General features: G+C 73.6%; 26 protein-coding genes. 9 read left to right on the forward strand and 17 right to left on the reverse strand.

The window, feature by feature from the left end; translation table 11 throughout:
* Window positions 1–24 precede the first annotated feature (24 nt).
* From ACZ6O5_RS08920 to ACZ6O5_RS08965, 10 genes are all read right to left on the reverse strand, one after another.
* Window positions 25–1248 (reverse strand): hypothetical protein, encoded by a 1224-nt coding sequence (locus tag ACZ6O5_RS08920; RefSeq protein WP_465975610.1) that lies wholly within the window; start codon window positions 1246–1248, stop codon window positions 25–27.
* Window positions 1249–1257: 9 nt separating this feature from the next.
* Window positions 1258–1881 carry an RdgB/HAM1 family non-canonical purine NTP pyrophosphatase gene (rdgB, locus tag ACZ6O5_RS08925; RefSeq protein WP_465975612.1) on the reverse strand — a complete coding sequence of 208 codons (624 nt, stop codon included), beginning with the start codon at window positions 1879–1881 and terminating at the stop codon, window positions 1258–1260.
* On the reverse strand, window positions 1878–2606 hold the full coding sequence (rph, locus tag ACZ6O5_RS08930) for a ribonuclease PH (protein ID WP_107162398.1): 729 nt from the start codon (window positions 2604–2606) through the stop codon (window positions 1878–1880). The genes rdgB and rph overlap by 4 nt, the downstream gene beginning before the upstream one ends.
* A 54-nt stretch (window positions 2607–2660) precedes the next feature.
* Window positions 2661–3407: an MBL fold metallo-hydrolase gene (locus ACZ6O5_RS08935; RefSeq protein ID WP_465975614.1), complete on the reverse strand. Its 747-nt coding sequence runs from the start codon at window positions 3405–3407 to the stop codon at window positions 2661–2663.
* A gap of 224 nt (window positions 3408–3631) precedes the next feature.
* Window positions 3632–4597 carry a PLP-dependent cysteine synthase family protein gene (locus ACZ6O5_RS08940; RefSeq protein WP_465975616.1) on the reverse strand — a complete coding sequence of 322 codons (966 nt, stop codon included), beginning with the start codon at window positions 4595–4597 and terminating at the stop codon, window positions 3632–3634.
* Window positions 4598–4607: 10 nt separating this feature from the next.
* Entirely contained in the window at window positions 4608–4964 is a 357-nt protein-coding gene (locus ACZ6O5_RS08945; protein ID WP_465975618.1) for a MoaD/ThiS family protein, read from the reverse strand.
* Between the two features lie 70 nt (window positions 4965–5034).
* Window positions 5035–5523, reverse strand: coding sequence for a M67 family metallopeptidase (locus ACZ6O5_RS08950; protein ID WP_343443220.1), 489 nt, complete (start codon window positions 5521–5523; stop codon window positions 5035–5037).
* Between the two features lie 55 nt (window positions 5524–5578).
* Window positions 5579–6076 (reverse strand): DUF2017 domain-containing protein, encoded by a 498-nt coding sequence (locus ACZ6O5_RS08955; RefSeq protein ID WP_199199973.1) that lies wholly within the window; start codon window positions 6074–6076, stop codon window positions 5579–5581.
* A gap of 61 nt (window positions 6077–6137) precedes the next feature.
* A complete protein-coding gene (clpS, locus tag ACZ6O5_RS08960; protein ID WP_107162392.1) occupies window positions 6138–6428 on the reverse strand; it encodes an ATP-dependent Clp protease adapter ClpS in 291 nt (96 codons plus the stop codon).
* Between the two features lie 103 nt (window positions 6429–6531).
* Entirely contained in the window at window positions 6532–8094 is a 1563-nt protein-coding gene (locus ACZ6O5_RS08965) for a P-loop NTPase family protein (RefSeq protein ID WP_465975620.1), read from the reverse strand.
* A gap of 193 nt (window positions 8095–8287) precedes the next feature.
* On the opposite strand from ACZ6O5_RS08965, the gene ACZ6O5_RS08970 reads away from it, so the two are divergent.
* The 4 genes from ACZ6O5_RS08970 (at window position 8288) to ACZ6O5_RS08985 (ending at window position 14140) form a co-directional block, all read left to right on the forward strand.
* Window positions 8288–10960, forward strand: coding sequence for a LuxR C-terminal-related transcriptional regulator (locus ACZ6O5_RS08970; RefSeq protein ID WP_465975622.1), 2673 nt, complete (start codon window positions 8288–8290; stop codon window positions 10958–10960).
* A 16-nt stretch (window positions 10961–10976) separates the two neighbouring features.
* Window positions 10977–12263 carry a nicotinate phosphoribosyltransferase gene (locus ACZ6O5_RS08975; RefSeq protein ID WP_396776320.1) on the forward strand — a complete coding sequence of 429 codons (1287 nt, stop codon included), beginning with the start codon at window positions 10977–10979 and terminating at the stop codon, window positions 12261–12263.
* Between the two features lie 15 nt (window positions 12264–12278).
* Window positions 12279–12860 (forward strand): isochorismatase family protein, encoded by a 582-nt coding sequence (locus tag ACZ6O5_RS08980; protein WP_465975624.1) that lies wholly within the window; start codon window positions 12279–12281, stop codon window positions 12858–12860.
* 62 nt (window positions 12861–12922) lie between these two features.
* Window positions 12923–14140, forward strand: a complete 1218-nt coding sequence (locus ACZ6O5_RS08985) for an MFS transporter (protein WP_465975626.1) — start codon at window positions 12923–12925, stop codon at window positions 14138–14140.
* A gap of 334 nt (window positions 14141–14474) precedes the next feature.
* Here the strand turns inward: ACZ6O5_RS08985 and ctaD are convergent, their stop codons facing one another.
* Together ctaD and ACZ6O5_RS08995 are read right to left on the reverse strand one after the other, a co-directional pair.
* Window positions 14475–16232 carry an aa3-type cytochrome oxidase subunit I gene (gene ctaD, locus ACZ6O5_RS08990; protein ID WP_465975628.1) on the reverse strand — a complete coding sequence of 586 codons (1758 nt, stop codon included), beginning with the start codon at window positions 16230–16232 and terminating at the stop codon, window positions 14475–14477.
* Window positions 16233–16361: 129 nt separating this feature from the next.
* On the reverse strand, window positions 16362–17468 hold the full coding sequence (locus ACZ6O5_RS08995) for an FAD-dependent monooxygenase (RefSeq protein ID WP_405092677.1): 1107 nt from the start codon (window positions 17466–17468) through the stop codon (window positions 16362–16364).
* 221 nt (window positions 17469–17689) lie between these two features.
* Here ACZ6O5_RS08995 and ACZ6O5_RS09000 point away from each other — a divergent pair, with 221 nt between their 5' ends.
* Complete coding sequence (locus tag ACZ6O5_RS09000) at window positions 17690–18814, forward strand: glycoside hydrolase family 12 protein (protein ID WP_465975630.1); 1125 nt, start codon at window positions 17690–17692, stop codon at window positions 18812–18814.
* A 59-nt stretch (window positions 18815–18873) separates the two neighbouring features.
* Here ACZ6O5_RS09000 and ACZ6O5_RS09005 read toward each other — a convergent pair whose 3' ends face one another.
* The gene (locus ACZ6O5_RS09005; protein WP_465975632.1) at window positions 18874–19656 is read right to left on the reverse strand and encodes an aldo/keto reductase; all 783 of its coding nucleotides are present in this window, start codon (window positions 19654–19656) and stop codon (window positions 18874–18876) included.
* A 70-nt stretch (window positions 19657–19726) separates the two neighbouring features.
* Between ACZ6O5_RS09005 and ACZ6O5_RS09010 the strand changes: the two genes are divergently transcribed.
* Window positions 19727–20761: a DNA polymerase ligase N-terminal domain-containing protein gene (locus ACZ6O5_RS09010; protein ID WP_465975634.1), complete on the forward strand. Its 1035-nt coding sequence runs from the start codon at window positions 19727–19729 to the stop codon at window positions 20759–20761.
* 8 nt (window positions 20762–20769) lie between these two features.
* Window positions 20770–21951 (forward strand): threonine synthase, encoded by a 1182-nt coding sequence (locus ACZ6O5_RS09015; protein WP_465975636.1) that lies wholly within the window; start codon window positions 20770–20772, stop codon window positions 21949–21951.
* A gap of 34 nt (window positions 21952–21985) precedes the next feature.
* On the opposite strand, the gene ACZ6O5_RS09020 is transcribed toward ACZ6O5_RS09015, so the two are convergent.
* The 3 genes from ACZ6O5_RS09020 to ACZ6O5_RS09030 form a co-directional block, all read right to left on the reverse strand.
* Complete coding sequence (locus ACZ6O5_RS09020; protein ID WP_281936127.1) at window positions 21986–22378, reverse strand: cupin domain-containing protein; 393 nt, start codon at window positions 22376–22378, stop codon at window positions 21986–21988.
* Between the two features lie 251 nt (window positions 22379–22629).
* Complete coding sequence (locus ACZ6O5_RS09025; protein ID WP_431930821.1) at window positions 22630–23034, reverse strand: hypothetical protein; 405 nt, start codon at window positions 23032–23034, stop codon at window positions 22630–22632.
* Between the two features lie 166 nt (window positions 23035–23200).
* The gene (locus tag ACZ6O5_RS09030) at window positions 23201–23668 is read right to left on the reverse strand and encodes a septum formation initiator (protein WP_465975638.1); all 468 of its coding nucleotides are present in this window, start codon (window positions 23666–23668) and stop codon (window positions 23201–23203) included.
* Window positions 23669–23771: 103 nt separating this feature from the next.
* Here ACZ6O5_RS09030 and ACZ6O5_RS09035 point away from each other — a divergent pair, with 103 nt between their 5' ends.
* Together ACZ6O5_RS09035 and ACZ6O5_RS09040 are read left to right on the forward strand one after the other, a co-directional pair.
* The gene (locus tag ACZ6O5_RS09035; RefSeq protein ID WP_405092669.1) at window positions 23772–24464 is read left to right on the forward strand and encodes a response regulator transcription factor; all 693 of its coding nucleotides are present in this window, start codon (window positions 23772–23774) and stop codon (window positions 24462–24464) included.
* The gene (locus ACZ6O5_RS09040) at window positions 24461–25741 is read left to right on the forward strand and encodes a sensor histidine kinase (RefSeq protein WP_465975640.1); all 1281 of its coding nucleotides are present in this window, start codon (window positions 24461–24463) and stop codon (window positions 25739–25741) included. Before ACZ6O5_RS09035 ends, ACZ6O5_RS09040 begins: the two co-directional genes overlap by 4 nt.
* 12 nt (window positions 25742–25753) lie before the next feature.
* Here the strand turns inward: ACZ6O5_RS09040 and ACZ6O5_RS09045 are convergent, their stop codons facing one another.
* Window positions 25754–26524 carry a maleylpyruvate isomerase N-terminal domain-containing protein gene (locus ACZ6O5_RS09045; protein ID WP_465975642.1) on the reverse strand — a complete coding sequence of 257 codons (771 nt, stop codon included), beginning with the start codon at window positions 26522–26524 and terminating at the stop codon, window positions 25754–25756.
* Between the last annotated feature and the right edge of the window lie 11 nt (window positions 26525–26535).

Below are 26535 nucleotides of genomic sequence, written 5' to 3' on the forward strand. Positions count from 1 at the left end.
TCGAACGGCCGCGCTTTCCGTGAATCAGCGACCGGGGTCCGCGGGTGGGGTGGGAAGGTAGGCGACGTCCGGGTCGAGCAGGGCGCTCCAAGGGGGGCGGAACTCGGCGGCCCGGGACCGCATCTCGGTGCGCAGGTGGGACAGCCACGGGCCGCTGTCCCGCGACCCCATCCAGTCCGGCCAGGAGTCGTAACGGCGCTCGACGGAGAAACCGTCCGACGTGGTCGCCAACCGCAGGAAGATCCAGCGCCCGTGCCGGGCATCGGCCTCGGCCGCCCGGAGTTCCTCGACCAGCGTGAAGAGGTCCCGGAAACCGTCCCCGGGCCGGTCCACCGGGCAGCACTCGCCCGGAATCTGGCGCATCGCGCCGTCCAGCGCCTCCACGATCACCGAGGACCGGCCGTCCGCGCCCGGGGCCCGGAGCCGCGCCCAGTCCACCAGCGCCGCCAGTGCCCCGGTGCCGGCCGGCTCCGGGCGGGGCAGCTCGGCCGCCTCACCCATGGCCGCCCAGACCAGCCGTTCGTGCTGCGTCTCACTGAGCTTCCGGACCCGCCGGGGCGGCACCTCGGCATTCGCCGGCACGACCGGTACGACAGTGCCGGGGGTGAGACCGGCCCTCGCTGCCGAGGCGAGGGCGGCGTCCAGATCGACCGGAACGGACCGGACCCGCCCGAGCAGACCGGTGAGCGCAGCCGCGTCGACCGCGTGGCCGGCCGCGGCGGCGAGCAGTCGGTCGGCGTGGGTCGCCACGTCCACCCGCTCCGCCTCGTCGTCGACGTCGTGCCCGGCCCACTCGAAGACCACCTCCGCCAGTTCCCGGCGGGCGCGGTCGGCGTCGAGGACGGCGCCGACGGTCTGCGGGAGGCCGTCGGCGACCCGGTCCGGGTAGCGGACCCGGTGCCAGTCGCCGTGCTCGTGCCAGTAGACGTAGCCGAGCTGGTCGTCGTCGGCGTGCCGAACCAGTTCCGCCCAGGGCAGCCAGGCGGGCGCACCGGCGAGCAGGTCGATCGGGGGGCTCGCGTCCACCGTGTCGCTGTACTCGTGGTCGTAGCCGAACAGCACCGCCCGGTCGTCGGCGACGAGGACCAGCCGCCCCCAGTTGCCCCCGTGGTCGTCGTGGTGGGCCCCGTCGGCGTCGATCCACCAGACGTCGTCGTGGCCGAGCGCGGCGAGAGTCGCGCCGAGCACCCCCCACCGGCTCCACAGCACGCCTGGACCCGCGAGGTCCACGGTCGTCCGCTCCGTCACGGGACGCCGTCAGCCGGCCGTCGGAAGCACCTTGGCGACCAGCTTGGCCAGCTCCCGCAGCGCCTTGCCACGGTGGCTGACCGCGTCCTTCTCCGCCGGCGTCAGCTCGGCGTTGGTCCGCTCCTGCCCGTCGCCGAGGAAGATCGGGTCGTAGCCGAACCCGCCCTCGCCGCGCGGCGCGCGTAGCAGCCGGCCCGGCTGCCGGCCGTCGACCAGGTGCTCCTTGCCGCCGGGCAGCACCAGCGCCACCGTGCAGACGAAGGCCGCGCCCCGGTGCTCGTCCGGCACGTCGCCCACCTGGTCCAGCAGGAGCTGGAGGTTGGCCCGGTCGTCGCCGTGCCGGCCGGACCAGCGGGCGCTGAACACGCCGGGCATGCCGTTGAGCGCGTCCACCGCGATGCCCGAATCGTCGGCGATGGTCGGCAGGCCGGTGCGCCGGCAGCCCTCCCGCGCCTTGATCAGCGCGTTCTCGCCGAACGTCAGGCCGGTCTCCGGCAGCTCCGGATATTCCGGCACGTCGTCCAGGCCGACCAGGGCGACCCGGTGGGCGCCGAGCGCGCCGTCCAGGATCCGCTGCAACTCGACGAGCTTCTTGCGGTTACGGGTGGCCAGCAGCACCTTGTTGTCGGTCACAGGTTCAGCGCCTTCCGCTGTGCGTCGGCCAGTTCCAGACAACCCGCCACGCCCAGGTCGAGCAGCGCGTCGAGCTGGTCGCGGGCGAAGACACCGGCCTCGCCCGTCCCCTGCACCTCGACGAAGTCGCCGGCGCCGGTACAGACCACGTTCATGTCCACCTCGGCGGTCACGTCCTCGGCGTAACAGAGGTCGAGCATCGGCTCGCCGCCGATCACGCCGACGCTGACCGCGGACACCGACCGGTGCATCACCTTCTCCACCTTGCCGGTCAGCGACTTGCGCTCGGCCAGCCAGGTCACCGCGTCGTACAGCGCGACGTACGCGCCGGTGATCGCGGCGGTGCGGGTGCCGCCGTCGGCCTGGAGCACGTCGCAGTCGAGCACCACGGAGTTCTCGCCCAGCGCCTTGAGGTCGACGCAGGCGCGCAGGCTGCGACCGATCAGCCGGGAGATCTCGTGGGTGCGACCGCCGACCTTGCCGCGGACGCTCTCCCGGTCGGAGCGGGTGTTGGTGGCTCGCGGCAGCATCGCGTACTCGGCGGTCACCCAGCCCAGCCCGGAACCCTTGCGCCAGCGGGGCACCCCCTCAGTGACGCTGGCCGTGCAGAGCACCCGCGTCGCGCCGAACTCGACGAGCACCGAGCCCTCCGGGTGGGTGCTCCAGCCCCGGGTCAGGGTCACCGGTCGGAGTTGGTCGGGCCGCCGCCCGTCAGGTCGCGCCATGCCTGCACCCTATGCGGTGCGCCGATCGCGCCGCCTGCCGGTGCCCGCGTGTGCTCAGACGTCGTAGCCGGCGCCGGCCCGGACCACCTCGATCGGCCCGGCGTACGCCCCGGCCGCCGACTCCACGGTGTGCGACTCGCTGCCCCACGCGGGAACGAGGTGGGTGAGCAACAGACGGCCCACCCCCGCCTTGGTGGCCGCCTCACCGGCCTCCCGGCCGGTCAGGTGCAGGTCCGGCGGATTGTCCATGCCGTCCAGGTAGCTGGCCTCGCAGAGGAACACGTCGGCGTCCTGGGCCAGGCGCAGCAGCGCCTCGCAGGGCGCCGTGTCGGCGGAGTAGCAGAACACCCGGCCACCGTGCTCCAGCCGCACCCCGTACGTCTCGACCGGGTGGTTCATCCGGTCGACGGTGACGGTGAACGGGCCGATCGGGAACGTGCCCGGCTGGAGGCTGTAGAACTGGTAGACGTCCTCCACCGTGCCCTCCTCCTGCCCGTACGCGCTGGCCAGCCGGTCGGGCGCGCCGGAGGGCGCGTACATCGGCAGGGGCGGGTAGGGGCCGTCCGGGGCGTACCGGCGCACCACCACGTAGTTCACCGCGTCGAACATGTGGTCGCAGTGCAGGTGGGTGAGGAGGATGGCGTCCGGGGCGTGCAGCCCGACGTAACGCTGGAGCGTGGAGAGCGAACCCGCGCCGAAGTCGACCAGGAGCCGGAACCCGTCGGCCTCCATCAGATAGGCGGAGCAGGGCGATTCGGGGCCCGGGAAGCTGCCCGCACAGCCGAGGACGGTCAGTCGCATCCGGTTGCCTCGATCTCACCGTGGGTAGTCGATGCGTCGGCAGCCGCCCCGTCGTTGATCTCCACCGACGCGCTCGCCACGCTGCGCAGCCTACGCGGCGGCCGGTCGGGCAAGAATCATCTACCGGAAGTTGTCATCAACGTGACACCCATACGCGTCCAGGATCCGGGAGATCGCGGCGATCCGGCCGGTGTGTCCCCACCGACCGGATCGCCACCGGGCCGTCAGGCCCAGAGTTGACCGTCCAGCGCGTCCTCGGCGTACGCGAGTGTGCCGCCGTACGCCCCGGTGGACAGGTACTTCCAGCCGCCGTCGCAGACCACGAACGCCACATCGGCGCGGCGACCCGCCTTCACCGCCTCGTGCGCCACGGCGAGCGCGGCGTGCAGGATGGCGCCGGTGGAGAAGCCGGCGAAGATCCCCTCCACCTCGACGAGCTGCCGGGTACGCAGCACCGCGTCCCGGGTGCCCACCGAGAAGCGCCGGGACAGCACCCCGGCGTCGTACAGCTCGGGCACGTAGCCCTCGTCGATGTTGCGCAGGCCGTAGACCAGCTCGCCGTAGCGCGGCTCGGCCGCCACGATCTGGATGCCGTCGACCTTCTCCCGCAGGTAGCGGCCGGTGCCCATGAGCGTGCCGGTGGTGCCCAACCCGGCCACGAAGTGGGTGATGCTCGGCAGGTCGTGCAACAGCTCCGGCCCGGTCGTCTCGTAGTGCGCCCGGGCGTTCGCCTCGTTGCCGTACTGGTAGAGCATCACCCAGTCCGGGTGCTCGGCCGCGATCTGCTTGGCGGTGGCGACGGCCTGGTTCGAGCCGCCGGCGGCCGGCGAGAAGATGATCTCCGCGCCGTACATCCGGAGCAGCTGCACCCGCTCGGTGGAGACGTTCTCCGGCATCACGCAGACCAGCCGGTAGCCGCGCAGCTTCGCCACCATGGCCAGCGAGATGCCAGTGTTGCCGCTGGTCGGCTCCAGGATGGTGTCGCCGGGACGGAGCCGGCCGGCCTCCTCGGCCGCGCGGACCATGAACAGGGCCGCGCGGTCCTTGATGCTGCCGGTCGGGTTCCGGTCCTCCAGCTTGGCCCAGAGCCGTACCGGCGGCGCCCCGTCGGGCACGGTCGGGGAGAGCCGGGGCAGGCCGACCAGCGGCGTGCCCCCGGAGGCGTCGAGCAGGCTGTCGTACCGCGCCATGGCGGGCCGCCTAGCGGACGGCGACGGCGCGCGCGGTCGCCGCCGCGGCGGCGCTGTGCGACGCGAGCGCCGCTGCGGCGGCGAAGCCGAACGCGCCGCCGGCCACGGCCGGCAGGATGGTCACGCTGTCGCCGTCGTTGAGCTTCGCGTCCAGCGCGCCGAGGAAGCGGACGTCCTCGTCGTTGACGTAGACGTTGACGAACCGGTGCAACGCACCGGCGTCGGTGACCAGCCGGCCCCGCAGGCCGGCGTGCCGGGAGTCCAGGTCGGTGAGCAGGTCGGCGAGCGTGTCGCCACTGCCCTCGACGACCTTCGCGCCGCCGGTGTAGCTGCGCAGGATGGTGGGGATGCGAACCTCGATGGCCATGGTGTCTCGTGCTCCTCGTTCAGGGTCGTGCCAGGTGACGGACGGGAAAGGGCATGCCGGCGCTGGGGGATCAGCGGCCGGAACACTCGTAGTCGACCGTCGCCGGGCTCTGCCCGAACATGTAGGACTGGACGGCGTTCGGGTCCACGGCGGCGTCCACGATCTCGACCGGCTCCTCGGTGACCACCCCGTCGACGATCCGGAAGGAACGGATCTCCTCGGTGTCGGGCTCACGGGTGGAGACGAGCAGGTAGTGCGCACCCGGCTCGCCGGCGAAGGAGACGTCCGTGCGGGACGGGTAGGCCTCCGTCGCGGTGTGCGAGTGGTAGATGACGACCGGCTCCTCGTCGCGGTCGTCCATCTCCCGCCAGACCCGCAACTGCTCCATCGAGTCGAACTCGTAGAACGTCATCGAACGGGCGGCGTTGTCCATCGGGATGTGCCGGGTCGGGGTGTCGCCGCCGGCGGGACCGGCGACCACGCCGCACGCCTCGTCCGGGTGGTCCCGGCGCGCGTGGGCCACGATCGCGTCGATGATCGACCGGTCGATGCTCAGCACGTCGACCAGCCTAGCGCCTGGCCACCCCGGGCGGCGAGGTGGCCGCCGTCACCACTCAGTCGATGAGCGCGTTGAGCAGGGACTCCTGGAGATATCCGAGATAGGCGTAGACCGACAGTTGGAACACCCGGGACGAGGCCGGGTCCGCGGCGACCGCGTCGTCCAGCTCCTCACCCAGGTCGGTGCCGTCCTTGATCTCCAGCCGGACACCCATCGCCAGCCGGGCGTCGTTGAGCGCCCGCAGCCACGCCTCGGCCGCCTCCGCGTCCAGCCGCACCTCGCCGCCCGCGTCGCCGTCGGGCAACGCGGCGAGGATCGCGCCGGCCTGGTCGATCTTCGCGGTCTTCAGGTCGCCCTCGGTGTAGCGGCGGAACTCGGCGGTGCCGGCGTCGTCGTCCGGGTAGACCTCCGGGAAGAGCCGGCCGACCACCGGGTCGCCGTGGTCGAAGCCGTCGGTGAGCAGCCCGACCACCTCGGAGGCGACCTTGCGCAGCACGCGCACCTCGTCCACCGCGAAACTGGCCACGTAGCTGTCGCCCCGGCGACGGAACATGCTCACCGCGCCGCCCTCGGTCCCGACTGCGGGGCTCGCAGCACCGGCTCACTCCGCACGCTCACGACCGGTCCACCGTCGCCCACAGGCCGTACGCGTGCAGCTGCGCCGCGTCGTGCTCCATGCGTTCCCGGGCCCCGCTGGAGACCACCGCCTTGCCCTTGTGGTGCACGTCCAGCATCAGCTGCTCCGCCTTCTCCCTGCTGTACCCGAACAGCTTCTGGAACACCCAGGTCACGTACGTCATCAGGTTGACCGGATCGTCCCAGACGATGGTCACCCATGGCCGGTCGGAGACCGGCACCTCTGTGGTGTCCGGCGTCTCGACCGGCGCAACCTGTGGAGCCGCCATGCCCCCCATCGTGCCACCGGATCCGCCGAACCGATGAACCGGAACGGCGCGGCGGTCGGGATCGCCCGCCCGGACGGCGGGCGCGCGCCCGGCGACCCCGGCCTCAGGCGAGCAGGATGCCGTGGTCGACAGCATCGGCGAGCACCCCACCCAGCGAGAGACGGATCACCTCGAAGCGACGGGACACCTCGCGGGACAGTTCGAGTTCCACCTCGCGCAGGGCGCGCTGGGCCCAGGACCGGGCGGCGTTCGGATCGTCGTTGCCCGGCGCGCGCCAGTGCTGCCAGCAGCCGCCGTTGAGCGCCACGCCGACCGGCGGGAGCGCCTCGTCGCGTGCCGCGCCGGGCAGCCCGGCCAGCGCGTCCAGGGCGCCGACGCCGGCCAGCGAGGCGACCCCGGCGGTGCTGGTGACCAGGAGCACCCGGTCCAGCTCCCGGCCGTCGGGATGGTCGGCGAGGCCCCAGCGCACGGCGCGGGTGATCCGCCGGCGTACGCCTTCGGCGAGCGGCGCGCCGAAGACCCGGGCGGCGGCGTCGTCGACCATGCCGCGCACCGCCTCGTCGCACTGCGCGGTGGCGAGCAGGGACAGCGCCTCCAGCTCACGGTCGAGCAACGGCGGCAGGCCGGCGCAGCCGACCCCGAAGACGATCTCCTGGACCACCCGGAGGTGGATGTTGGCCAGTTCCAGCGCGAGGTGCTGGCGGATCCGCTGGGTGCAGGAGCGGGCCTGGCGGTCGAGCCGGTCGGCCAGCTCGGCCGGCTCGACGCCGGTCAGTACCGGCACCCGGCCGTGCGCGCCGGGTGGTTCGGGCGGCCGGGCGCTGGCCCGTCGCAGCCCCTCACCGGCGGCCCACCCGACCAACGCCCGGCGCAGGTTCGGCAGCTCGGTGCGGCGGGCCGGGAACCACCGGGCCCGGGCGAGCGCGGGCACCGCGGCCAGCAGCACCGCCCGGTGGGCCGCGATGGAGACCGCCACCGGGTCGAGCGGGCTGGCGGGGCCGGGCGGGCCGGCGGGGCCGGGCGACGGCACGGACGCCCCCGTGCCCTCCGCCGTCGCGCCGTCCGCCGGCACCGCCCAGCCGGTCCCGCCGGGAGTGACGACGAAGAACACCTCGACCGACGCCCGCGCCACCTCGGTCAGCAGGTGCAGCTCGGCGGCGCTGAACGCCTGGTCGGCGGCGATCACGAAAAGCAGCGCGCCGGCCCGGCCCACGGCGTCCCGCAGCACCCGGCCACCGGCCACCCCCAGCGCGGCGGTGTCCGGCGTGTCGAGCACCGCGAAGTGCCGCAGCAGCGGGTCGGGCAGGCTGAGCTCGACCCGGCGCGGCGGCCGGGCCAACGCGGGACCGGTGGCGAGCGGGTCGGCGCCGTACGCGAGCGGGTGGCGGTAGCCCGGGACACCGGCCGCCCGGGTGGCGACCTTGGCGTGGTTGACGAGCAGGTGGCTGCCGACGGGCACGGCCAGCGTCCCGGCCGGCACCCCGAGCAGACCGGCGACCAGCTCGCGCCGCCCGGCGCCGGCCGGGCCGGCCGCGACCACGGCGAGCGGCTCGTCCGGGCCCGGTGCGGTCACGCCGAGGCGGGTCGGGAGCGCGGCGCATCGCGGCGGCTCGGCCCGCTCGCCCGGATCGGGCACGTCGACCGAAGGGAGTGGACCCGGCTTCATCAGACGGCCTCCCGGTGAGGCGGCCGGGCGCGGCCCGGTCGCGGGAACTGTCCCCGGCGGGGATGTCGGAAGAGTACGGGTGTCGGCCATCCGACACCGAACACATCCGGTACTCACGAGTAATTGCCAGATTACTCAACTTCACTGCGTGACGGCGTGCGCGCGGAGGGCATTCCATCGATATGCTGCCTCGATGACCAGGTGGGAGTTCGTCGGCCGAGCGGATGAACTCCACAGGCTGTCATCCACGATCGGCGGTCCGGACGGGCACGGCCTGCTCTTCAGCGGCGACGCCGGGGTGGGCAAGAGCCGCCTGCTGCGGGAGGGGGTGGCCGCGCTCTCCCCCGAGCGCTTCGCCATCTGGTCGGTCGCGGCCAGCGCCACCACCGCCGCGCTGCCGTTCGGCGGGCTGGTCCAGGTGCTCCCCGCCGCGCAACCGCAGGGCCTCTCCCCCGCCGGCATCCTGCGCTGGGCGGTGGATCTGCTTCAGGAACAGGCCGCGGGCCGGCCCATCGTGCTGGCCATCGACGACGCGCACCTGCTCGACCCGCCCTCGGCGGCGCTGGTGCACCTGGTCGCCCGCTCGGAGAACGCCACCGTGATCGGGACGCTGCGCAACGGCGAGCAGATCCCGTTGCCGATCCGCGCGCTGTGGACCGACGACCTGGTCGACCTGGTCGAGCTGGGCCCGCTCGGCCGTAGCGAGACCACCGGCCTGCTCGCCGCGATCCTCGGCGGCCCGGTCGACGCCGGCTCCTCCGACCGGCTGTTCCGGCTCTCCGCCGGCAACCCGCTGCTGCTGCGCGAGCTGGTGCTGGCCGCCGGCGACGAGCTCGACCGCAGGTACGGGATCTGGCGGTGGACCGGCCGGCTGGAGCTGGCGCCCAGCCTCACCGACCTGATCGACACCCGGATCGGGCGGCTGACCCCGGGCGTCCGGGCGGTGGTGGAGCTGGTCGCCTTCGGCGAGCCGCTGGGCCTGCACCTGCTGGAACGGGCGGTCGAGCCGGCGGACGTGGAGGCCGCCGAGGAACGCGGGCTCATCGCCATGGTCCGCGACGACCGGCGGCTCAACGTCCGGCTGGCCCACCCGCTCTACGGCGAGGTGATGCGCCGGCACTGCCCGGTCAGCCGCACCCGCCGACTCCAGGCCACCCTCGCCGAGCTGCTGGAACAGGTCGGCAAGCGCCGTCGCGACGACCTGCTGCGGGTCGCGGTGTGGCGGCTCGACTCGGGTACGGCGCAGAACGTGACGCTGCTGCTCGACGCCGCGGTGCAGGCCTTCGGCCGGTACGACGTGCCGCTGGCCACCCGGCTGGCCCGGGCCGCGTTGGAGGCCGGCGGCGGCACGGACGCCGCGGAACTGCTCGCCACCATCCTCATGTTCGGCGACCGGCCGGAGGAGGCGATCCGGGTGCTCGACCAGGTCGCCGGCGAGATCCACGACGACCGCCGGCGCAGCCGCTGGCTGACCGTCCGGGGCATGGTGAGCTACTGGGGGCTCAACCGGGAGTCCACCGTGGAGGAGATCGCCGCTCGCGGCGCGGAACTGGCCGATCCCGCCGACCGGGCCCGGGTCCGCGCCTTCGAGGCCATCATGCGGCTGCACCGGCTGGACGTCGACGTCGCGGTGCGGCTGGCCCAGGAGGTGCTGGACCGCCCCGCCGCGCCGATGGCGGCCCGGGAGCTGGCCCGCTGCACGCTGGCCCACCTCCAGGCCGCGCAGGGGCAGTACCGTCGCAGCGCCACCGCGATCGCCCGGGTGCAGGCCGAAGCGGCGTGCTGGCGCTCCGACATGCCCTACCTCCAGCTCGCCATGGAACTGGCCCGGGGCACCCGGCTGGCGCTCTCCGGCGACCTGGCCGGCATCGACGCGATCGTCGCCGACGAGTTCGCCGATCTGGCCGGCGCCGGCGACTTCCGGCTCGGCAGCGGCTACCTGGCCATCCTCCAGGCGTACGCGGCACGGCTGCGCGGGCGCGGCGGCGACGCGCTCCGGACCAGCCTGGGCGCCTGCGCGGTGCTCACCACCAGCCGGGTCTACGCCGGCCTGGCCCACGCCGAGCGCGCCCAGGCCGCGGCACTGCGCGGGGACGCGGCGCACGCCGCCGAGGCGATGGCCGAGGCGGACCGCACGCACGCGCCCGGGATGGCGATCCTCTACCCGTGGCTGGAGCAGGCCCGGGGCGCCGCCCAGGCGGTGGCCGGTGACCTGCCGGGCGCCGTCAAGCACCTCTGCGCGCTGGCCGACCGGCTGCGCGAGGACGGTCTCGCCGGCCACGAGCTGCTCGTCCTGCTCGACCTGGTCCGGCTCGACCAGGCCGCCGCCCCGGTCGGTCCCACCTGCACCGACGGCGGCCGGCGCTCGGTGGCGCAGCGCCTGGCGGAGCTCTCCGAACAGATCGACGGCGTGCTGCCGCCGCTGGTCGCCCGGTTCGCGCGGGCCGCGCTCGACGGCTCCCCGGACGACCTGCTCACGGTCGCCGACGGCTTCGCCGACCGGGAGCTGGTCGTCTACGCCGCCGAGGCGACCGCGATGGCGCTGCACCGGATGCGGGACGCCCGGGCCGGCGTTCCGGGGGCGGCCCGGGAACGCCTCGCCGACCTGCTGCGCCGCTGCGACGAGATCTCCACCCCGGCGTTGCGGCTGCTCCGGCCGGCGCTCAGCGACCGCGAGTGGGAGATCGCCCGCCTCGCCGCCACCGGGCTGACCAGCCGCGTGATCGCGGAACGGCTGTTCCTCTCCACCCGCACGGTGGAGAACCACCTGCAACGCGTCTACAGCAAGCTCGGCGTCACCCGCCGTAGCGAGCTGCGGGCCGCGCTGGGTTCGATGCCGGGGCACGACGGCACGGATCCGGCCTGAACTCTAGGCTGGGGCGGTGAGCACCCTTCGCCCCGCGCTGCTGACCGACCACTACGAGCTGACCATGGTCAGCGCCGCGCTTCAGGACGGCACGGCCGACCGACGCTGCGTCTTCGAGGTGTTCAGCCGGCGGCTGCCGGCCGGCCGACGCTACGGGGTGGTCGCCGGCACCGGCCGGCTGATCGAGATGATCCGCGACTTCCGGTTCGACCCGACGGAGATCGACTTCCTGCGCCGGACCGGCGTGGTCGACGACCGGGCCGCGCAGTGGCTGGCCGACTACCGGTTCACCGGCGACGTCGACGGCTACGCCGAGGGTGAGCTGTTCTTCCCCGGCTCACCGATCCTCACCGTGTCCGGCTCGTTCGCCGAGTGCGTGGTGCTGGAGACGCTGGTGCTCTCCGTGCTCAACCACGACTGCGCGATCGCCGCGGCGGCGGCCCGGATGGTCACCGCCGCCCGGGGCCGGGCGCTGATCGAGATGGGCTCCCGCCGGGCGCACGAGGAGGCCGCGGTGGCCGCCGCGCGGTCGGCGTACCTGGCCGGGTTCCGGTTCACCTCCAACCTGGCCGCCGGGCAGCGTTACGGCATCCCGACCGCCGGCACCGCCGCGCACGCGTTCACCCTGCTGCACGACGACGAGCGGACCGCGTTCGCGTCCCAGGTCGCCACGCTGGGCAAGGACACCACGCTGCTGGTCGACACGTACGACATCGCACAGGGCATCCGCAACGCCATCGCGGTGGCCGGGCCGGAACTGCGGGCGGTCCGGATCGACTCGGGTGACCTCGCGGTGATCGCCCAGCAGTCCCGTGAGCTGCTCGACTCGCTCGGCGCCACCGAGACGAAGATCATCGTCTCCGGCGACCTGGACGAGTACGCGATCGCCTCGCTCGCCGCCGAGCCGGTCGACATGTACGGCGCCGGCACCGCGGTGGTGACCGGCTCGGGCGCGCCCACCGCCGGCCTGGTCTACAAGCTGGTCGAGGTGGAGGGGCGGCCGGTGGTCAAGCGCTCCGAGCACAAGTCCACCATCGGCGGCCGGAAGGTCGCCGTCCGCCGGCACAAGCCGACCGGCACCGCCACCGAGGAGGTCATCGTGCCGCAGGGCGTGCCGGACCGGCAGCCCAACGACCGGCTGCTCCAGCACTCGTACGTGGTGTCCGGCGAGCCGGTGACGCTGCCGACGCTGGACGAGTCCCGGGAACACCTGCGAGAGTGCCTGATTTCCATCCCGTGGGAGGGGCTCAAGCTCTCCGGCGGCGACCCGGCCGTGCCGGTGACCGTCGTACCCGCGACCTGAGAAGGGACCGACCAGATGGCGAACGCGTTGATCATCGTGGACGTGCAGAACGACTTCTGCGAGGGCGGCTCCCTCGCGGTCGGTGGCGGGGCCGGGGTGGCCGGCGGCATCTCCCGGCTGCTCGCCGCCGAACCGGACCGCTGGGACCACGTGGTCGCGACCAAGGACTACCACGTCGACCCGGGCGCGCACTTCGGTGACCCGCCGGACTTCGTCGACTCCTGGCCCCGGCACTGCGTGGTCGGCACGTCCGGCTCCGAGTTCCACCCCGAGCTGGAGACCGGCCGGGTGGAGGCGGTCTTCCACAAGGGCGAGCACGCGGCCGCGTACTCCGGTTTCGAGGGGCACGCGCCCGACGGCGAGTGCCTGGCCGACTGGCTGCGCCGGCACGACGTGGACCGGGTCGACGTGGTCGGCATCGCCACCGACCACTGCGTCCGCGCGACCGCGCTGGACGCCGCCCGGGAGGGCTTCCGGACCACCGTGCTGCTGGAGCTGACCGCCGCCGTCGCGCCGGCGACGCTCGACGTGGCGTTGCGCGCGCTCGACGGCGCCGGTGTCGCCATGGTCGGTGACCCTGTGATCAAGGCCGCTTGACCAGGTAATCGCTTGCGACTGTCGTACCTCCGGCCCAGGATGGCGCGGGAGGTGCGGCCGTCGTGAACCTGAAGCCCTACCGGGAGGCGCTGGCCCTGCCCGGTCTGCGCTCGCTGCTGCTGGTGTCCGTGCTGGCCCGCATCCCGCTGACCGCGGTCGGGGTGACGCTCACCTTCTACGTGGTGCTCGACCTGGGGCGGGGCTACGGTGCCGCCGGCCTGGTCGGCGCCGCGGCCACCGTCGGCACGGCGATCGGCGCGCCGCTGCTCGGCCGGCTCGTCGACCGCCACGGCCTGCGGCCGGTGCTGCTGCTCTGCACGGTCGTCGAGGGTGTGTTCTGGGCCGCCGCGCCCACCCTCTCCTACCCGGTGCTGCTGCCCGCCGCGTTCCTGGCCGGGCTGCTCGCGCTGCCGGTCTTCTCGGTGGTCCGCCAGTCCATCGCCGCGCTGGTCCCGGCGGAGCAACGACGCCCGGCGTACGCGCTGGACTCGATGTCGGTCGAGCTGTCGTTCATGGTGGGCCCCGCGGCCGCGGTGGCGTTGGCGACCACCGTCACGCCGCGCCTCACGCTCTGGGCGGTCGGCGCCGGCATCGTCGCCTCCGGCATCTGTTTCTGGCTGCTGAACCCGCCGACCCGGGGCGTCGACGAGCCGGCCGGCCCACGGCGCGCGGTGCCGCGTCGGGAGTGGCTCACCCCGCGCCTGCTCTCCGTGCTGGCGGTCAGCCTGGCCGCCACGCTGGTGCTGGGTGGCACCGACGTCGCCGTGGTGGCGGTGCTCCGGGCCGGCGGCGAGGTCGGGTGGACCGGCGTTGTGCTGGCCGTGTGGGCGGTCGCCTCGCTGGTGGGCGGCTTCGCCTACGGCGCGGTACGCCGCTCGTTCTCCCCGCTGGCGCTGGTGGCGGTGCTCAGCCTCACCACCATCCCGGTCGGGCTGGGCGGCTCGCACTGGTGGCTGCTCGCTCTGGCGCTGATCCCGACCGGCGCGCTCTGCGCGCCCACCATCGCGGCCACCGCGGACGCGGTCAGCCGGCTGGCTCCGCCCGACGTGCGCGGCCTGGCGATGGGTCTGCACGGCTCCGCCGTCACGGTCGGCATCGCCCTGGGCGCGCCGCTGGCCGGCGCGGTGATCGACGCCTCCGCCCCGGCCTGGGGCTTCGCGGTCACCGGCGCGGTCGGCCTCCTGGTGGCGCTGGTCGTGCTCCCGGTCGAGCTGCGCCACCGCCGCACCCCGCCGTCCGCCCCCACCGCACAGCCGGAACCGGTCACCGCCCTCCGCTGACCGCACCCCCGAAGCGTCGGGTGCGGTTGCCGTCGCCACAGCGACACCAGACGCACCCACACCGCCGGTGACCTCTCAGTCAGCCGACAGATCGGGTCGGTGCTCCCGCACCCACTTCTCGACGTCCGACCTCCGCCACGCGGTGCCGGACCCCGGCGAACTGCCCGACCGCTTCGTCGGCTCGGCCGGACCCGTTGATCAAGGAGTTTGCGTCGGGTCGGTGGCCATCGCCGACGCAAACTCCTTGATCAACGGGGGGGCGCCCGGGGCGGGGGGAAAGGCGACGGGCGCCGCGCCCCGGGAGGGGTGCGGCGCCCGTCGTGGGCTGATCGGGTCAGCGCTGGTCGAGGTTCCCGGCGGTGTCCTCCTGGTAGCTGGCGCCACCGTTGACCTCGCTGGTCAGCGGCTTGGCACCGCCCTCCGGCGGGCCGGCGACGCTCTGCCCGGCGGCCAGCTCGGGGAACTTCACGTCGAACGCGGGCCGCTCGGAGCGGATCCGCGGCATCCGGTCGAAGTTCCGCAGCGGCGGCGGGCAGGTGGTGGCCCACTCCAGCGAGTTGCCGTGGCCCCACGGGTCGTCGACCTCGACCACCGGGCCGGTCTTGTACGACTTCCAGCAGTTCCAGATGAACGGCAGGGTCGAGATGCCGGTGATGAACGCGCCGATGGTGGAGACCATGTTCAGCGTGGTGAAGCCGTCGTCGGCCTGGTAGTCGGCGTACCGGCGGGGCATGCCCTCGGCGCCGAGCCAGTGCTGCACCAGGAACGTGGTGTGGAAACCGATCATGGTGAGCCAGAAGTGGATCTTGCCGAGCCGCTCGTCGAGCATCCGGCCGAACATCTTCGGGAACCAGAAGTAGATGCCGGCGAAGACCGCGAACACGATGGTGCCGAACAGCACGTAGTGGAAGTGCGCCACCACGAAGTACGAGTCGTGCAGGTGGAAGTCGATCGGCGGGCTGGCCAGCAGCACGCCGGTCAGGCCACCGAAGAGGAACGTCACCAGGAAGCCGATCGCCCAGAGCATCGGGGTCTCGAACGTGACCTGCCCCCGCCACATGGTGCCGATCCAGTTGAAGAACTTCATGCCGGTGGGCACCGCGATCAGGTAGCTCAGGAAGCTGAAGAACGGCAGCAGCACTTGGCCGGTGGCGAACATGTGGTGCGCCCAGACGCTCATCGACAGCGCGGCGATGGCCACGGTGGCGGCCACCAGGCCCTTGTAACCGAAGATCGGCTTTCGGGAGAAGACCGGGATGATCTCGGTGATGATGCCGAAGAACGGCAGCGCCACGATGTAGACCTCGGGGTGCCCGAAGAACCAGAACAGGTGCTGCCAGAGCATCGGCCCACCGGTCGCCGGGTCGTACACGTGGGCGCCGAGCAGGCGGTCCGCGGCGAGCGCGAACAGCGCGGCGGCCAGCAGCGGGAAGACCAGGATGGCCAGCAGGCTGGTGACCAGCATGTTCCAGGTGAAGATCGGCATCCGGAACATGGTCATGCCGGGCGCGCGCAGGGTCAGGATCGTGGTGATCAGGTTGACCGCGCCGAGGATGGTGCCCAGACCGGAGATGGCGAGGCCGACCACCCACATGTTGGCGCCGACGCCCGGGGAGTGCTCGACGCTGCTCAGCGGCGTGTAGGCCGTCCAGCCGAAGTCGGCCGCGCCGCCGGGGCTGATGAAGCCGGCGACGGCCAGCGTGCCGCCGAAGAGGTAGAGCCAGTACGCGAACGCGTTCAGCCGGGGGAACGACACGTCGGGCGCGCCGATCTGCAGCGGCACCACGTAGTTCGCGAAGGCGAACACGATCGGCGTCGCGAAGAACAGCAGCATGATCGTGCCGTGCATGGTGAAGAGCTGGTTGTACTGCTCGGGCGACAGGAACTGCAGCCCCGGTCGCGCCAGCTCGGCGCGCATGATCAGGGCCATCAGGCCACCGATCATGAAGAACGCGAACGCGGTGACCATGTACATGATCCCGATCTGCTTCGCGTCCGTGGTGCGCAGCAGCCGCGCGAGGGCCGACCCCTTGACCGGCTCGCGGACCGGCCAGGGCCGGGTCACGACCGGCTTGGGTGCGACGGTGGTCACGAGTGGCCTCCGGTTCTGGGTTGTCCCGCTCGGCGCGCTGGTCATCGGCGCAGCCGTCATCCGCAAGGAGGATAGTCCCCGGTAGGTGGCCCCGCCGCGTGGGGTGGGCGGCTACGATCTTCGGCGCTTCTACGGCGGACCGGTGAGAAGTCGGTAGTGCTCGCCGAAGATCCGACCGCCGCGTCCGCGCAGCAACGGGTCGCGCAGCGCCGGCGGCACGTCGCGGGTGCGGTTGCGGTCCCGGGTCCGGTCCCGCACCCAGCGGGTACGCGGCCGACGCCGACTCTCGTACGCGATCAACGCGGCGTCGACGCTGCCGGCGGCCTGGAGCGACTCGGCGAGCACGACCGCGTCCTCCAACGCCATGGCGGTGCCCTGGGAGAGCGTCGGCGCGACGGCGTGAGCGGCGTCACCGACCAGCAGCACCCGGCCGTGGAACCAGCGGCCCAGCTCGACCTCCTCGGTGCGTTCGACGTGCACCGTCTCCAGCGCGGCGAGCACCTCGGGCACCGGGCCGCCGTAGCCGTCGAACAGCTCGTGCAGCCGGGCGAGCGGGTCGGCGGGCAGCGCGGTGCCGGCCTCGTCGGCGTAGCAGTAGAGCCGACCGGCGCCGAGCGGCACCATCAGGAAGCCGGCCCGCTGGCCGAGCAGGGCGGTCCAGTCGGTGACCGGCGGGCCGTCGCGCACCACGGCGCGGTAGACCACCTGCCCGGCGGGGCGGGGCGGACCTCCGAGGGCGGCCAGCGTGCGGACCGCGGAGCGGGGTCCGTCCGCGCCGACGACCAGGTCGTACTCGCCGCCGGTGCCGTCGGTGAAGCCGACGGTGACGCCGGCGGGATGGGGGTCGACGGTGCTCACCTCGGCGCCGTGGCGGACCGCGCCGCCGGCGCCGGTGAGCAGCACCCGGTGCAGTTCGGCGCGGGGCAGGGCCCGGCACTCCCCCACCCCGGCCCAGAGCGTGTCCAGGTCGACCTCGCACAGCGGCGCGCCGGCGGCGTCGAGGAAGCGCTGTCGGTGGATCACCTCACCGAGTGGTCGCAGCGGCCCGTCCAGGTCGAGTCGGCGCATCGCCCGCGCCGCGTTGCCGGGGAGGTAGAGGCCGGTCTCGGTGCGCTCGCCCGGCGGCAGCCGGTCGGTGACGTCCGGCCGGAACCCCGCCAGGCGCAGCGCCCGGGCCACGGCGAGGCCGGCGACGCCCGCGCCGACGACGAGGATGCGCAGGGGAGAACCACCCATCGTGGGGTACGCCTCCGGAGGGGGTCGGAACGCGTTGGAGGCAAGACACTACTCGCTGCGACCGGGCCCACGGAAGTGCCGAAGGACCCCTCCCGGCACTCCTTAACCGGTTCAGTTGCGTATCGATTTCAAACATGTAAATGTATTCCGGTGAACATGGGAGCGCTCCCGCACGTATCCCTCGACACCACCGGCGCCCCCGCGCCGAACCAAGGAGCATCATGAAGCGTTCACTCAGGGCCCTCGCCGTCGCCGGCCTGCTGGCCGCCGGCAGCATCGTCGCCGTCGCGCTCGGCGGCACCGCCTCCGCCGACACCCAGATCTGCGACCAGTACGGCTCCACCACCATCGGTGGTAAGTACGTGGTGCAGAACAACCGCTGGGGCACCAGCGCCCAGCAGTGCATCAACGTCACCTCGACCGGCTTCTCGATCACCCGGGCGGACGGCTCCGCGCCGACCAACGGGGCGCCGGTCTCCTACCCGTCGATCTTCGTGGGCTGCCACTACACCAACTGCTCCCCCGGCACCAACCTGCCGGTGCAGGTGAAGAACATCAGCAGCGCGCCGGCCAGCATCAGCTACAACTACGTCAGCGGCGCGATCTACGACGCCGCGTACGACATCTGGCTCGACCCGTCGCCCAAGAAGGACGGCGTGAACCAGATGGAGATCATGATCTGGCTCAACCGGCAGGGCTCGATCCAGCCCATCGGCTCCCCAGTCGGCAACACGAACATCGCGGGCCGGACCTGGGAGGTCTGGCGGGGCAGCAACGGCTCCAACAACGTCATCTCGTACGTGGCGCCGTCCGCCGTCCCCAGCTTCAGCTTCGACGCGCTGGCGTTCATCAACGACACCCGGAACCGGGGCGCGATCACCAACGACTGGTACCTGACCAGCATCCAGGCCGGCTTCGAGCCGTGGCAGGGCGGGGTCGGCCTGGCCGTGAACTCGTTCTCCCAGAGCGTCAACACCGGCGGCAACAACCCGCCGCCCACCACCACGCCGCCGCCCTCGGGCAACTCGGCCTGCACCGTGACCTACCGGGCGACGAACGTGTGGAACAACGGCTTCACCGCCGAGGTGACGGTCAAGAACACCGGTAACAGCACGATCAACGGCTGGACGCTCAACTACAACCTGCCCTCCGGGCAGAACGTGACGAGCGCGTGGAACGCCACCGTGTCGCAGAGCGGCTCGGCGGTGACCGCGCGCAACGTCGACTACAACGGCACGCTGGCCCCCGGCGCGTCGACCAACTTCGGCTACCAGGCGACGCTGAACGGCAGCTTCTCCGCGCCGAGCAGCTTCACCCTCAACGGAACCGCCTGCGCCCGAGGCTGACCACCGGAGACAAGGAGGGGCGCGGTCCGTGCGGACCGCGCCCCTTCCCGTACGCCGGATCAGCCGCCGAGCGCGTCGATGTCGCGCATCTCCTCGGCGGTCAGCGAGAACCCGAACACGTCGGCGTTGGCCCGGATCCGCTCCGGTGTGACCGACTTCGGGATCACCACGATCTCGTGGTCGATGTGCCAGCGCAGCACCACCTGGGCCGGCGAGACGTCGTGCGCCTGGGCGATGCGCACCAGCACCGGGTCGGACAGGTCGCTGGTCTTGAACGGGCTGTAACCCTCCAGCACGACGCCCCGGTCCCGGTGCGCGGCGTGCGCCTGCCGGTCGTACAGCGACGGGCTCCACCGGATCTGGTTGACCGCCGGCGTCTCCTCGGTGGCCTGGATCAGCTCGTCGAGCTGCGCGGTCGAGTAGTTGCTCACCCCGACGGCGCGGGCCAGGTTCTCGTCCCGGGCGGCCAGCATCTCCCGCCAGACCGGGATGCTGTCGCCGGGCGCGGACGGCGGCCAGTGCACCAGCCACAGGTCGACGTACTCGGTGCCCAGCGCCGCCAGGCTCGCCTCGAGAGTCTCCCGTTCCCGGCCCACCCGGTCCGGCGGCAGCTTCGTGGTGATGAACAGGTCCTCGCGGCGCAGCCCGCTCTCGGCGACCGCGCGCCCGACCTCCTTCTCGTTGCCGTACATCGTGGCGGTGTCGAGGTGCCGGTAGCCGGCGTCCAGCGCGGCGAGCACGGCCTGGTAGCCGTCCTCGCCGGTGGCCTGCCAGGTGCCGAAGCCGAGGATCGGGATCCGGACGTCGCCGGGAAGCGGAAGGGTGGGCTGGTCGAGGTCCATGTCGACGGTTCTACCCCGCAACGCCGTCGCCATGCCGGCGCGCGCGCCGGGTATGCCGGAGAATACGGCTGTGGCGGACCGGCTGGAGGAGTACCGGCGGAAGCGGGACGCGGCGCGTACCCCGGAGCCGGTGCCGGAGCGGCCCCCGGCGCGGAAGCGGGCCGCGCGGCGCGCGCCCCGCTTCGTCATCCAGCAGCACCACGCCCGCAGCCTGCACTGGGACCTGCGGCTGGAGCACGACGGCGTGCTGGCCTCCTGGGCGGTGCCGCGCGGCCTGCCCCGCGACCCGGGCCGCAACCACCTCGCCGTGCACACCGAGGACCACCCGATGGAATACCTGACGTTCCACGGCGAGATCCCGGCCGGCGAGTACGGCGGCGGGCGGATGACAGTGCACGACACCGGCACCTACCGCGCCGAGAAGTGGCGCGACGACGAGGTGATCGTGGTGCTCGACGGCGCGCGCACCAAGGGCCGGTACGTCCTGTTCGCCACCGGCGGCCGGGGCCGGGACTGGATGGTCCGCCGCACCGACCCGGCGCCGGCGGGTTGGACGCCGATGCCCGAGCTGGTCCGCCCGATGCGCGCCACCGAGGGCGGCCGGCTGCCGCGCGACGCCGCCGCCTGGGGGTACGAGCCGCGCTGGGCGGGCGTGCGGGCGATGGCGTACGTCTCCGGCGGCCGGCTCCGGCTGCTCGACGGCGACGACACGGAGATCACCGGCGACCACCCCTGGCTACGGGCCATGGCCGAGGAGCTGGCCCCCACCGAGGTGGTGCTGGACGGGGTGCTGGTGCGCATCGACCCGGCCGGGCGGGTCAAGCCGCCCAGCAAGCGGGAGGGTCAGTTCCTCGCCGTCGACCTGCTCTGGCTGGAGGGCGTGTCCAGCCTCGACGTGCCGTACGCGCAACGCCGCGACCTGCTCGACGGTCTGGCGCTCGCCGGCCCGCACTGGCAGACTCCGCCGTGGTTCCCGGGGGTCGGCGCGGACGCCCTGCGGGCCGCCCGAGAGCAGCGGCTCCCCGGAGTGGTGGCGAAGCGCCTCGACTCCCCGTACGAGCCGGGCCGGCGCAGCCGGCACTGGCTGAGCATCGACGCGAGCTGAGGACCACCGTGCACCTGACGCACCTGGAGTGCCCGCGCTGCGGCCTGGAACACCCGGCCGACAAGCTGCAGAACCTGTGCGACTGCGGGTCCCCGCTGCTGGCCCGCTACGACCTGGCCGCGGTGGCCGCCACCGTGACACCGGAGCAGTTCGGGCTCCGCCCGGCGGACCTGTGGCGTTACCGGGAACTGCTGCCGGTGGCCGATCCGCGGTTCGTCACCACGCTGGGCGAGGGCTGGACGCCGATGTGGCACGCCCGGGCGTACGGCCACGAGATCGGCGTGGCGGAGCTGATCGTCAAGGACGAGGGGCTCACCCCGACCGGGTCGTTCAAGGCGCGCGGCGCGGCGGTCGGCGTGAGCCGGGCCCGGGAGCTGGGCGTCGAGCGGATCGCCATGCCGACCAACGGCAACGCGGGCGCGGCCTGGGCGACCTACGCGGCCCGGGCCGGGATGGGCGCGACGATCGCCATGCCGCTGGCCGCGCCGACCATCTGCCGGCAGGAGTGCCTCGCCGCCGGCGCGGACCTGCGGCTGGTCGACGGGCTGATCAACGACGCCGGCCGGGAGATCGCCGCGCTGGTCGCCGCCTCGGGCGGGCGGATCTTCGACGCCGGCACGCTGCGCGAGCCGTACCGCCTCGAGGGCAAGAAGACCATGGGGTACGAGATCGTCGAGCAGCTCGGCTGGCAGGTGCCCGACGTCATCATCTACCCCACCGGCGGCGGCGTCGGGCTGATCGGCATCCACAAGGCGCTGCACGAGCTGCGCGAGCTGGGCTGGGTGGAGGACAAGCTGCCCCGGCTGGTGGCCGTGCAGTCCACCGGCTGCGCGCCGATCGTGCGCGCGTTCGCGGCCGGCGAGGCGCGCGCCACCCCGTGGCAGGACGCGCACACGCTCGCGTTCGGCATCACCGTGCCGGCCCCGCTCGGCGACGAGCTGGTGCTGACCGCGTTGCGGGACAGCGCCGGCACCGCGATCGCGGTGGACGACGCGGAGATCGTCGCCGACCTGCGCGACTTCGCCGCCCGGGAGGGGTTGCTGCTCTGCCCGGAGGGCGCGGCCTGCCTGACCGCCGCCCGGCACCTGCGCGCCGGCGGCTGGATCCGCCCCGGTGAACGCGTCGTGGTCCTCAACACCGGCGCCGGCCTCAAATACCCCGGCCTGGTGCAAGGCGGGGCCCCTTCTTAACGCTTCAGGTATAGGAGGGGCCCCTTCTTAACAGTCAGGACGTGGGCGGCTCGTCCTCGCCGGCCTCCTCGGCGGCGTCCGCCTCCTCCTTCGTCTTGTGCACCGCGCCGTCGGCGTGCTCCGGCGGGCCGTAGACGGTGTAGAGCACCAACGGGTTGGGCCCGGTGTTGACGAAGTTGTGCTTCGTGCCCGACGGCACGACCACCAGGTCGCCGGCGACGACCTCCTTCTTCTCACCGGCCACCCGCGCCTCACCGGTGCCGCTGACGAACGTGAGGATCTGGTCGATGCCCTCGTGGACCTCCTCGCCGATCTCGCCGCCCGGCGGGATGGTCATGATGACCAACTGCGTGTGCTCCCCGGTCCAGAGCACGCGGCGGAAATCGGGACTCTTCTCGGCGACGGTCGCGATCGTGAAATGCTCCATGGCCCGCTCATACCCCGTTCGCGTGCCCAGCACGCCGGGACTGGCAGATGGTGGAATTCCCCACGCCGGTCAGGTTTGGACCCCCGCCGGACGGGCATCAGCAGGACACAAGACCGGTTGCGAGCTGGGCCGGTCGAGCCAGGTCCCCGCTGACGTACCGCCGTACGGCTGCGCCGGTGGGAGACGGCCAGAGCGCGGCGACGTGACGACCGGACGGGTCGGGCGGCGCCGCGCGCTCGTGTCCGGCCCGCTCAGGCGAGCACGGCCAGGTGGAACGGCCGGTCCGCGTGCCCGCTCGCGGCGTGCGTCTCGACGAAGACCGCGTTGGCGATGCCGGCCCGGGGGGCCACCGTGATGACGCCCTGCTGGGCGAGCCCGCCCCCGTTGGCGGGGCCGACGGTCCCGACGTAGGCCGCCCCGGCGACGTCCTGGTCGAAGGCCACCTGGTACATCCCGGCGGCGAGCCGCGTGGCCGAGGTGGCGCCCAGGCCGCGGACCAGCGTGCCGTTCGCGTCGACGACGGCGAACAACACCCGGGCGGTCGGCGGCAACCCGGCCGACGAGCACGAGTCGATCTGCGAGTCGACGTGCGCGGCCTCCCGCGCGCTCGGAGTGGGCTGGCCGGTCGCTCCCCTCCTCGATCTGGGGCTGGACATGGTCGTCCTCTCTCCCGCCGGTACGCCGGCAGGAGGCGTTCGTGGTGCGCCGAGCGATCCGCGACGATCACTCCCCTGCTTCTCGAAGCTATGCCGGCCCACCGCTCACCAACCAGCGACAGCACTGTCCGATCTTGGACAGTCGACGGCTCTGAGCTGCGAATACTCAGTCCTCCGGGTCCCGCGTCGGCACTCCGCCCCGGCAGCGCAGCCGCACCTCGTACTCCCGACCACCGCCCACGAAGCGGACCTCGACGTGGTCGTCGGGCCCCCGGTCGGCGTCCTTCGTCAGGTACCCGGGCGCCGGGGACGACGCCACCACCCGCACGCCGCCCGGTCCGCACTCGGCGAGCACGCTGCCGCCGTCCGTCACGAAGCCCCGCTGGGCGCCGGTCGGCGTCGCGGCGCCGGACCGCGTCCCGGTCGGCGTCGCGACCGGGCTCACGCTCGTCGCGCCACCCGCCCCCGGATCGGGTACGGCGAGCGCGCGGGCGACGTCCCGCTCGGTCCGCACCCCGCCCGAGGTGCCGGTGATGCCCGCGCCGGCCAGGTCGACGGCGGCCAGCCCGACGAGCGTGGCCGCCACGGTCGTGGCCAGCCAGCCGGTGACGGCGAGGAGGGTACGGCGATCCATGCCCCGAGTCTGCCCCGCGCCGGGTCGGGGCGGCCGTAGGGCGACGCTAAGGTCCGGTTAACGGACCCCGTCGCCGGCCCGCCGAACGGCTACCCTCCCTTGCGTGGCGCGCCTGCTGCTCATCGAGGACGACCTGACCATCCGCACTCCGCTGCTGCGCGCCCTCCGGGAGTACGGGCACGCCGTCGCCGCGGCGTCGACCGCCCTGGGCGGGCTGCGTGACGCCCTGGACGACCGGCCCGACCTGGTCGTGCTCGACCTCGGGCTGCCCGATCTGGACGGCGCCGAGCTGCTGCGGATGCTGCGCGCGGTCAGCACGGTGCCGGTCGTGGTGGCGACCGCCCGCGACGACGAGGTGGAGATCGTGCGCCTGCTCGACGCCGGCGCGGACGACTACCTGGTGAAGCCGTTCACCGCCGCGCAACTGGACGCGCGGGTCCGCGCGGTGCTGCGCCGCTCGGCCGGCGGCGGCGCGACGGAGGCGGCGCTGGTGCTCGGCGGGCTACGCATCGACAGGCGGTCCCGGCAGGTCACGCTGGACGGCACGCCGGTGGAGCTGACCCCACGCGAGTTCGACCTGCTGCACCACCTCGCCGGCCGCCCCGGGCAGGTCGTCACCAAGCGGGAGCTGCTGACCGAGGTCTGGCGGATCCCGTACGGCGGCGCCGACAAGACGGTCGACGTGCACCTGTCCTGGCTGCGCCGCAAGCTCGGCGAGAGCGCCCAGGCACCCCGCTACCTGCACACGGTGCGCGGCGTGGGGGTACGGCTCGACGTGCCGGAGCAGGACCGGTGAGGCGCCGGTTGACCCTGCTGGTCGCGGCCGTCGGGGTGCTCGTCATGGTCGCGTTCCTGGTGCCGTTGGCGGTGCTGGTGCGCAGCGTCGCCGCGGACCGCGCGACCGCCCGGGCCACCGCCGACGTGCAGCTCCTGGTCACCGTGGTCGGCACCGCCACGCCGGAGACCGTCCGGCTGACCGTGGACCAGCTCGCCGTCGACACCGGCCGTGAGGTGAGCGTCTTCCTCGCCGACGGCACGGTGCTCGGCGCGCCGGCGGCGCGTACCCCGGCGGTCACGCTGGCCGCCCGGGGGCAGAGCCTGACCGTCGAGTCCGCCGCCGGGCGGGAGGTGGTGGTCGCGGTGCAGGGCCGCCCGGAGGGCACCGGAGTGATCCGTACGCTGGTCCCCCGCGCCGAGCTGACCGCCGGGGTGACCCGCGCCTGGCTGGTGTTGGCGCTGCTCGGCGCGCTGCTCGTGCTGGTCGGCCTGGTGGTCGCCGACCGGCTGGCCGGCACGCTGGTCCGGCCGATCACGGCGCTGTCCGCCGTCTCGCACCGACTCGCCAACGCAGAGCTGGACGCGCGTGTCGAACCGGCCGGGCCGGCCGAGTTGCGCGAGGTGGCGGGCGCGTTGAACCACCTGGCCGAGCGGATCCAGATCCTGCTGCGCGAGGAGCGCGAACAGGTGGCCGACCTGTCCCACCGGCTGCGTACCCCGTTGACGGCGCTGCGGCTGGAGGCCGAGTCGTTGCGTGACCCGGACGACGCGGCCCGGCTGACCGCGGCGGCGGACGGGCTGGAGCGGGCGGTGACCGGGGTGATCCAACGGGCCCGGTGGCGCAGCGGCACGGCGGCCACCGGCGGGGGCTGCGACGCGGCCACCGTGGTCGGCGAGCGGGTGACGTTCTGGTCGGTGCTCGCGGAGGACACCGGCCGGACCGTGACGCTCGACCTCGCCCCCGGCCCGCTGCCGGTGCGGCTGAGCGGTGACGAGCTGGCCGCCGCCGTGGACGCGTTGCTGGGCAACGTCTTCGCCCACACACCCGACGGCACCCCGTTCACGGTGCGGCTCGCGACGGAGCCGGAGCGGGTGGCGCTCACCGTGGCGGACGCCGGCCCGGGGCTGCCGCCCGGCCCGGTGCGACGCGGCGCCAGCCGGGCCGGGTCGACCGGGCTCGGTCTGGACATCGCCGAGCGGGCCGCCCGCGCGAGCGGCGGTGGGCTGGAGTTGTCGGCCGCCAACGGTGGCGGGGCCCGGGTGGTGCTCCGGCTCGGTGCCGCGCCGTCTGCCTGACGACCCCGCGCCCTACTCCGGCTCCCACTCGACGAGCTTGTCGAACAGGCCCCGGTCGCCGTCGATCTTCAGCGCGTCCAGTGGGATGCGGCCGTAGAAGGACAGGACCAGGTCGCCGGCCGTACCGTGGGCGGCGGCGTCGGCCGGGCCCACGCCGACAGCCGGATCGGGCAGGCGGGCGGCGGTCACCCCGTCGGCGGAGAGCGACTGACGCCAGGAGCGGCCCTCGGTGCTGTGGTAGTCGACGGCGGCGGGCCCGTGCGGCCACCCGGCCGTGGTGGTGCAGCAGGTGAACAGGAACTCCTCCACCCCGTCGAGTGCTACCTCGACCGGCAGCGGCTGCGCGGCGCCCACGGTGAGCTTGGCGTCGTAGGTGTGCACCGCGACCTCCTGGAGCTGGTGCCGGGCGACCGCGCCACAGGTCGACGGCGACTGCGACGTCCCCCACCAGGTCCAGCAGCCGCGCTCCGGGCCGGCCGCCCGCAGCGCGTCCAGGAGCTGCCGCGTCGACGTGGCCAGCCAATCCAGCAGCGCGGCACGGTCCCGGGGCACGGGCGGGCCGGCCGGCACCACCTTGGCCGGGGCGCCCGGCCCGGCGGCCACCGTGGCGGCCCAGGAGCGGCGCCCCTCGCCCAGGTGCCGGGCCAGGTCGAACAGCGCCCACTCCGGACAGGTCGGCACCTGGACGTCCAGGTCGGGCGCGGCGGCGACCGCCGCCCGGAACGCGGTCGACCGTTCGTCGATCAACCGCAGCAGCTCGGGAAACTCCAGCGTCTCGGACACCCCGGCTGTCT

The organism is Micromonospora sp. NPDC049201, from assembly GCF_055586805.1.